This is a genomic window from Shewanella sp. MBTL60-007, from assembly GCF_019654915.1.
In the GTDB taxonomy this organism is placed as follows: Bacteria; Pseudomonadota; Gammaproteobacteria; order Enterobacterales; family Shewanellaceae; genus Shewanella.
Genome location: NZ_BPET01000067.1, coordinates 19368 through 27928 on the forward strand (window position 1 = coordinate 19368; position 8561 = coordinate 27928).

Genomic DNA, 8561 nt, shown 5'->3' on the forward strand with positions numbered 1-8561 from the left:
TTACCTTGTCTGGCTTAGGCTATTGTTAAATCGACTCAGTTTTCTTACTATCTAATAAAATGGAAAACCATCACGGTTACTCTCCAGTATCTCCCTCATTTTTAAACGAGAAAGCATGAAATTTATCCATACTTCTGACTGGCATATCGGCAGACAGCTTCATAATCAGAGCCTGCTCGATGATCAGCGCTTCGTTCTCAATCAGATTATCGAACTTGCTAGCGAGCATAGTGTCGATGCGGTGGTGGTTGCGGGTGATATTTACGATAGATCGGTTCCCCCAGCGAATGCGGTAGCCTTACTGGATGAGGTGGTCAATCGCTTGGTCAATGAGCTAAAGATCCCGATGATTATGATTGCGGGAAACCATGATGGCCATGAGCGCTTAGGTTTTGCTTCTCGGCAGATGAATAACAGCGGCCTGCACATCATAGGCCCCTTAACCAAAGAAGTTCGTGCCATTGAGCTTAAGGGGAAAGTAGGCTCTGCTGTGTTTTACGGCTTGCCCTATGCCGATCCTGCCACAGTGCGTCAGGTGTTCGATTGTGAGGTTTGCACCCATGAAGAGGCAATGGCGAAACTGCTTGAGCAGGTTGATGAGCATGACAGTAGAGGCTTACCGAAAGTGGTTGTCAGTCACTGCTTTCTCGATGGCGGCAGTGAGTCAGAATCGGAACGTCCGCTGAGTATTGGTGGTGCCGATAAGATCTCACCAAAATTATTTACCCCATATAGCTATACGGCGTTAGGGCATCTGCATGGCCCGCAATACAAAGGCGCTGAGCATGTGAGGTATTCGGGCTCAATGCTTAAATACTCCTTCAGTGAGCAGCATCAAAACAAGTCGGTTACCTTAGTTGAGGTAGACGGTGACGGCAAAGCCAGCTTCGAGTTACTGCCTTTGAAGGCCATGCGAGATGTGCGCATTATCGAAGGTGAATTAGCCCAGCTACTTGAGTCAGGCAAAACTGATATTAACCGTGAAGATTACCTGATGGTGAGGCTCAGTGACAAAACCGCTATTTTGGACGCCATGGGCAAACTGAGAAGCGTGTATCCGAATGTGCTGCACCTCGAGCGTACAGGCTTGATGAGTGAGACCGGCAAGGTGGAGCTAAGCCGTGACCATATCAAGAAGGGTGAGCTAGATATGTTTACCGATTTTTTTACTCAAGTGTCGGGCGAGACAATGACAGAGGCGCAGCAACAAGCCATGAGTGCAACTATCGATGAGTTACATAAAGCGGAGCGCACATCATGAGACCCATTACCCTTGAGATGTCTGCATTTGGCCCTTTTGCATCGACGCAAACTGTCGACTTTTCCGCATTAGGCTCGAACCCGCTGTTTTTAATCAACGGTCCTACAGGGGCGGGTAAGACCACACTGTTAGATGCTATCTGTTTCGCCCTCTATGGTAAAACCACGGGGGATGAGCGTGAGGGCAGTCAAATGCGCTGCGACTTAGCGCAAGATAGTTTGCTTACCGAGGTGACATTTAGTTTCGCGCTGGGCGAGAAGCAATACCGTATTCGCCGAGTACCCGAGCAACAACGTGCTAAAAAGAGTGGCGATGGCTACACGGTACAAAAGCCCGAAGCCCAGCTTTACCGTATAGACAGTGATGGCACTGAACATCTGCTGGTGGCGAGCAAGGTCTCTGAGGCCACGGCCGAAATTGAGGCATTAACTGGCCTAGACGCTGATCAGTTCCGTCAGGTGATGGTGTTGCCACAGGGTAAGTTCCGCGAACTCTTGATGGCAGACTCAAAAGACAGAGAGAAGATTTTCAGTCAGCTTTTCCAAACGCAAATCTACCGCAAAATTGAAGATAAGCTAAAGTTTCAAGCTGCAGCAATCAAGAATGAAGTGCGCGATCACCGCAATAAACGTGATGGCATGTTAGCCAATATCGAGCTTGAGTCTGATGATGCGCTACATAACGAGCTTACGCTGCTTGAGCCTAAGCTTGCTCAAGCGTTAGAGGCTAAAGAGCAGGCTAAGCTTGGGTTAATCGATGCCAATAAGCAGTTTGAGTCGGCCAAGTTGCTAGTGAGTGACTTTGATGCATTGGATACACTTCAGCAAGTGGCAGTGCAGCTGCAAGAGCATAAAACCGTTATCGCTCAGCGACAGCTACAGTTTGAAAGTGGTCAAAAGGCATTGCAGTTAAAACCTGTTTTAGATGTGTCTTTGGCGCGAGAAACTGAGGCGGCTCAAGCCGAGACAAGCCTGACTCAAGTGAAAGGTGCTAAGCAGCTCACTGAGCAGGCGCTGACCCAGAGTCAGGCGCAATTTGATACCCTGCCTGAGCAAGAGCTGCAACTGCAGAAAGTGCAAAATAGCGAGCAAACCTTAACCCAGTTGGTGCCTCAGCTACAAGGACTAGATGGCCTGCAAAAGGCTCTGACTGAGGCAACAATTGCTCGTGACCAAGCGAAAGAGAAAGGCATTAAAGAGAAGGCAAGTTTAGAAAAACTGTCGACAGAAAAACTCGCAGCAGAGCAGCTTATCCCTCAGCTTGAACAAGTTGCGGCGGAGCAGGTTAATGCCCAGCAAGCTGTCACGGCCCAACTTGATTTGATTGAGCGATACGGCCAGTGGCAACAGGCTGGCAATGATGCTAGCCAAACAGAGCAGGCGCTATTAGGGGTAATGGAAAAAGGCCAGCAATTGCGCGCCCGCTTTATTGAAGCGCAGACCAGTAACAAACAGTTGCAACTGGTATGGCATCGCGGCCAAGCTGCAAACTTAGCCTTGCAGCTCAACCCTGGCCAGCCTTGCCCTGTATGTGGTAGCAGCGAGCACCCACATCCAGCCCAAAGTGCAGAGCAATTGCCAACAGAGGAGGAGCTACAACAGGCTCAGCGAAATGAAGAGTTGGCAAATGAAGCGCTTAACAAAGCGAAATCAGAATATTCAGGGTTAAAGACTAAGCATCAAGAGCAGTTAAAGCGCGTAGAGGAGCTGTTACAACGCATTGGCGACAGCAGTGCTCAATCCATTGAGAGCTTACAGCTACAATTACAGCAGTTACAGCTGCAGCTTAACCAAGCCAGTGGTGCCGCTCAGCAGTTAACTCAACTCAGAAGCCAAATACAAGGTTGGCAGGCTGCAGAGAGAGAGCTGCAAGTGAAGCTCGATGCGGAGCGAGAGCGTTTTCAAGCCTTGCAAGATCAGGCTTCAAGCCTCAAAGGGCAGGTGGATCAAGCGTGCGCTGCTATTCCGGAGCAATATCGCAGCTTAGATGCACTTAATGGGGCAATTGAGCAGGTTAGGGCGCAGGTAACGGCGTTTTCGCAAGGGATCAACACCATTCGTCAGAGCCATACCAAAGCCTTAGAGCAAGACTCTGCGCAATCAGCAGCCGTAGCAGCAGCTCAAGCGAGCCAGACTCAGGCAAGGGAGCAAAGTGACAAGGCATTATCAGAGTTAAATCAGCAATTGGCCAGTTTAGGCTTTGCCGATAAACAGGCATTAATCGAGGCGTTATTATCATCTGAAGCCCTGAGTGAAATTGCCAATGAGCTTGCTCAATATCAGCAAGATTGTACAGCTAACCAAACGACATTAACTCAGCTGAATGAGAAGTTATCGGGGCTGAGCAAACCTGATATGGCTGAGTTTGAGACTCGCCTTGAGAGTATTCAAGCTGAGCAGCAAGCGGCTGAAAATGCGTGGCAAAGCTTACAGAGCCGCGTGACGCAGCTGATGCAAACACAAAAGCAGCTTAAAGAGGCCGATGCTAAAGCCAAGACGCTTGAAGACGAATATGCGGTGATTGGTACCTTATCTGAGGTTGCCAACGGTCAAACCGGTAATAAAATTAGCTTACAGCGTTTCGTGCTCAGTGTGCTGCTTGATGACGTGCTGCTTGAGGCGAGCCATCGTCTGCAATTGATGAGTAAGGGGCGATACCGCTTGCTGCGTAAAGAGGAGCGAGCTAAGGGCAATAAGGCTTCGGGGCTTGAGCTAGAAGTTGAAGATGCCTATACCTCTAAGGTGCGTCCTGTAGCGACGCTCAGTGGCGGTGAGAGCTTTATGGCGGCACTTTCTATGGCGCTGGGTTTATCTGATGTGGTGCAGGCCTACGCGGGCGGGATTAAGCTCGATACCCTGTTTATTGACGAGGGCTTTGGCAGCTTAGATCAGGACTCATTGGATTTAGCGGTCAGAACCTTGATGGATCTGCAATCATCGGGTCGTATGATCGGGGTGATCTCCCACGTCTCAGAGATGAAAGAGCAGATAGGTACGCGCCTCGATATCAATAAGAGTGCTGTAGGTAGTGAAGTGAGTATCGTCTTACCTTAATAGCTTATCGCAATCGCTGTTCTATGGATTAGACAGCTTGTTACTTGTTTGTATTAACTCCTATTGAAGTTGATGATTTATCCTTCTTCTTCAATAGGGTTAGCTTTTCATTTAGTTCGAGCAATATTTCTTAAGTCAGTAATTTGTGCAGCAGATCGGTTTGTAAGTTGAATTATTTTTGATATAACTTGGCATCAAATCTCGATTTGACGGGTTTTTTCGGTCAAATAGATAACCATAATAATGAAAGTTGAGGCATAGGTTGCGCGCAGGTAAATTTTCTTTTTCAAATATGTCTAAAAACCGTATTGCACGATTGCCTTCTTTTCATCGGAAAGTGCTTTTAGGCTCAGTACTCATCGTCGGTGCTGCGATTTTGTTTCCTCGTCAGCAAGAACTGCTACCGCAAAGGATCCCTGTTCAGCTCGATATTGAATCCTTTCTCGCTCAAAACGTATCGATTCCCAGTGCCGAGCTGTTAGAGCCAAAGCCAGCATTTCAAAAAGTGATCGTAAAAGGCGATACCTTAAGCGGCTTGTTTGAGCAAGGCGGGGTCGATCAGCAGACCATGCACCGTGTCTTGGAGGCTGACTTAAATGTCTTGGCATTAGACACATTAAAGCCGGGCAATAAGATCCAGTTTTGGCTTAATGACGCGGGGGAACTGCAAAAGTTAACCCTTTACTTTAATGCTGCCAGACAGGTGATATTCACGCGCTTTGATGATGGTTCATTTAATGTCGATGAAGTGAATATCGAAGGCATTTGGCGTGACCGCGCTATCTCTGGTCAAATTCACGGTTCTTTCTATGTTTCGGCCAAGAAGATAGGTCTTAATGCGGCAGAGATCCAGCGTGTAGAATCATTATTAAAAGAGAAGCTTAATTTCGCCCGCGACTTACGTGCCGGAGATAAGTTTTCCGTTTTGCTAAACGATCAATATATCGATGGTGAGGCCACGGGCAATAGCCAAATACTTGGTGTGAGCATAGAGAGAGGCGCGAGCAGCATCAATGCTTATCAAAATAGCGATGGTAATTTCTACGATGAACAGGGACAGAGTTTAGCCCGAGCATTTCAGCGTATTCCATTAACTAAAAATTATCGGATCAGTTCGCGATTTAACCCTAATCGTCATCACCCTGTAACAGGCAGGAATACTCCCCATAATGGTACCGACTTCGCGTTACCGATAGGGACTAAAATCGTTGCCCCGGGAGACGGTATCGTTTCTTTGGTTACCGATCATCGATTTGCAGGCAAGTACATTGTAATTGACCATGGTAACAAGTACCGTACTCGTTATTTGCATCTATCAAAAGCCTTAGTGCATAAAGGGCAGCGGGTGTCTCGCGGGCAAGTGATTGCGCTATCAGGCAACACAGGGCGCGTAACAGGCCCGCACCTGCATTATGAATTCCACATTAACGGTCGCCCAGTGGACTCAATGAAAGCCAAAATTCCTATGGCGAGCCAGCTTTCCTCGAAAGAGATGGGGGAGTTTAGCCAGATTGTCAAAGTGAGAAAGATGATGATGGGAATTGCTTAAGCACAATATTGGGGACGTTAAGTCCAGCAAAGTGCATCTTATCTAGTGACGACTCCTTAAAGTAAAAAAGCCATCAAAAGATGGCTTTTTTGTTTTTGATTACAAGGTGCTAGGAATAGCAGGCTCTAGGTCCTAGGAGCACAAAGACACTATAGCTGTACAACTGACAGGAATTTCGCTCATATTTTGTCAAAAGAAGCTTACCACGGGCACTGAGGGCACGAAGAAAGGCTATCGTTTGAAGAGTATCTCTTTGAGATACCTCACCCTAAAACCGCAGCCTACAGCCGTACCGACATCTGAATCATCATCTCTCAGAAATTAGTTCTCTCAGGTGTTACAAAATCACTTTTGGACAAAAGCTATTTATAGCTAAAGCTCTGGAAGTGATAATTGGTATTAGTGAAAGTATGGCAATCAGGTATGTGGTAACGCCACGCTCAGCGGAAGCAATTTGATTGGCTAGAATTTGCGAGGCACGAGCAACAGCCAACTAAATTGCTATCTGTCTGTAGCGCCTTGTTAGTCACGCCCAAACCTCTTAGTCAATAGACTATATAATCCTATTGGCTCTTCAAATGTCGGTGCAACGATATTGTCTAGTTTTTTCTGGACAGTGCTAAGTTTTACTCTAATAACGTCGTCGTCGCTCCATGTATCCCAAAAGACCCCTTCATGTGCCTGCATTTCTTTTAAGTGCTTCTTAAATTCCTTGTCAGACATTTTAATCCGGCCTTGCCTTTTCCAGTAGTAGGTCGCAAGTTGCCGAGCAGAGAAGAATATCGAATGAATGATCTTGCGAGTTTCTTTAAAGATATCTTCACTATCTTGACCGTATGCCGCCATGAATTTGTACTGTAACGTGTCAAATTTTAGGAATGCATCTTTGTTGCTCTCGTATCTTTCAAAGACAATATGGCCTCGGTTGAGTAACTCAGTCTCTTCTGGAGATTCATTGTCACCTTTTACACGTGTACTTCCTTCCGTGCTCGAGGACACTGGACTTCTAATCATGGAAATGGCGTCTTTAACCTCAAAGAAGCTTGCAAGTGTTGCTTCAGCCAATTCAACTCTTCGCTTCCCAATAAACTCTCTTTTCCATGCTCCAACACCGGAAATGATTGCCCAGCACGCTGCAATTATGGCTACAGCCTGACCTATTAATGTAATAGATTCCACCATCCTGATTTACTCCTTGTGGGCTGACTAACGCCGCGCTCACCGGTAAATTGGAGCGCAGCGTAAATTTGTCCGTGTGCAGTGCCTTGTTAGGTGAGATCAATTATCCACTATAGCCGAACGCTTTGCACAACATTACTCTTACCTTTTCTAGATCACCATCGGCAATCTCAAACATTTTTTTCAGGTCGCTAGAGAATTCAACTGCATCACTGCGGTAATCATTAATCGTGAAGTAACCATAAAAATTGCCATCCCGATCTACCAACACCGGCACAGAATTATTTGTACTGTATTCGTTCCATGGGCTTTCAGAGCTATACTCATTACCAAATCCTGCATACTCATTAAACATGCCATTTGATGAATATTCGTTTCCATACGTACCATGACCGTTACAGATTGATTCGGAGCTGTATTCGCTGCATGTTAAGCACCCCAAGTACTCGTCATGTCCGTCTCCGCCAAATAAAAGCAACTCACTTTCTGCATTCGAATATGCAACTAGCGTTAAACTCAAGAAAAGAGCTGTAAGAATCTTTGTAATAATTATTCTCATTATCCACTACCATTTGCTAAAAAATTTTTTACTTGTGCATAATTAGGCCAGCCTAGATTGCCCACCTAACGCTTGGTTCAGGTGCGCCGTAGGCGTCATCTGGAACCACTTGTTAGGCGATATTTGGGACTTCGTCTTTTATAAACTTTTGGTACATCTCGTAAGGGTACATTCCATTAAATTTCATATTTTTCAAGCCTAGCAATGACTCAGTAGATGCATGAGCTGCAACAGGAGAAAATTTGAATTTTGTCTCATTAAATTCGATTAGTTGAGCAGGAAATGTTTCTTGAATGAGCTTCATCTCTGATGCTCCAAACTGAAGCATCAGGTACTTTGGTATTCCTTGAGCTTTCATTATCATTCTGACTTCTGGACTAATGATGTCTTCTATAGTTGAGGTTGCTTTGGCAGCATCTTTTATCATGATAATTTCGGGAATATAGCTTTTTTTTACACCTGTGTATGGTTGCTGCTTTAAGGTGATATCTACTATAGAGAATGGTGGGGCAAATACCCAAGTATGTCCGGCTGTAAATTCACCTTGGTCTGCTGACCAGTAGTAAGTTGTTTCTTCTTTCGATTTTTTGGGAAACTCAATTGTGCAAGAGCCTTTGATACAAGCGCACCATATCCCTTTACGTTCCAATATACGAGCAAGAATACCTGATATATCTACGCAAGCGCCTTGGCGGCCATTATCTAAAAGCTGGTTGTTTAAGATTTTCGCCACATCAGAAATTATAATTTCTGCCTTTTCTAAATACTCATCAGAGTATGGTTTTTCTGCCACAAACTTTGCGAATTTAATTAAATAGCTAGGATCTTTCTGCTCTTCCTTGATGAAATTTGGATGATCATAAAAATCTGGTTTATCTGTAGGAATTCCTTTTGCGTGAAATTCCTTTTCTAATTCATTGAACATTGATGTTTACTCCGATTCGCCTAATATTTGTATAG

The 8561-nt window shown here is 45.6% G+C and carries 6 protein-coding genes; 3 read left to right on the forward strand and 3 right to left on the reverse strand.

Annotated features, from left to right (window positions below; all coding sequences use genetic code 11):
• The first annotated feature begins 115 nt into the window (after window positions 1–115).
• The 3 genes from K5Q92_RS20660 (at window position 116) to K5Q92_RS20670 (ending at window position 5863) form a co-directional block, all read left to right on the forward strand.
• Window positions 116–1261 carry an exonuclease SbcCD subunit D gene (locus K5Q92_RS20660; RefSeq protein ID WP_220770755.1) on the forward strand — a complete coding sequence of 382 codons (1146 nt, stop codon included), beginning with the start codon at window positions 116–118 and terminating at the stop codon, window positions 1259–1261.
• The gene (locus tag K5Q92_RS20665; RefSeq protein WP_220770756.1) at window positions 1258–4314 is read left to right on the forward strand and encodes an AAA family ATPase; all 3057 of its coding nucleotides are present in this window, start codon (window positions 1258–1260) and stop codon (window positions 4312–4314) included. Before K5Q92_RS20660 ends, K5Q92_RS20665 begins: the two co-directional genes overlap by 4 nt.
• Window positions 4315–4576: 262 nt before the next feature.
• Window positions 4577–5863 (forward strand): peptidoglycan DD-metalloendopeptidase family protein, encoded by a 1287-nt coding sequence (locus K5Q92_RS20670; protein ID WP_259649652.1) that lies wholly within the window; start codon window positions 4577–4579, stop codon window positions 5861–5863.
• 522 nt (window positions 5864–6385) lie between these two features.
• Here K5Q92_RS20670 and K5Q92_RS20675 read toward each other — a convergent pair.
• From K5Q92_RS20675 to K5Q92_RS20685, 3 genes are all read right to left on the reverse strand, one after another.
• Window positions 6386–7045 carry a hypothetical protein gene (locus tag K5Q92_RS20675; RefSeq protein WP_220770757.1) on the reverse strand — a complete coding sequence of 220 codons (660 nt, stop codon included), beginning with the start codon at window positions 7043–7045 and terminating at the stop codon, window positions 6386–6388.
• A gap of 100 nt (window positions 7046–7145) precedes the next feature.
• Window positions 7146–7601, reverse strand: coding sequence for a hypothetical protein (locus K5Q92_RS20680; RefSeq protein ID WP_220770758.1), 456 nt, complete (start codon window positions 7599–7601; stop codon window positions 7146–7148).
• A 112-nt stretch (window positions 7602–7713) separates the two neighbouring features.
• Window positions 7714–8526: a hypothetical protein gene (locus K5Q92_RS20685; protein WP_220770759.1), complete on the reverse strand. Its 813-nt coding sequence runs from the start codon at window positions 8524–8526 to the stop codon at window positions 7714–7716.
• Window positions 8527–8561 lie beyond the last annotated feature (35 nt).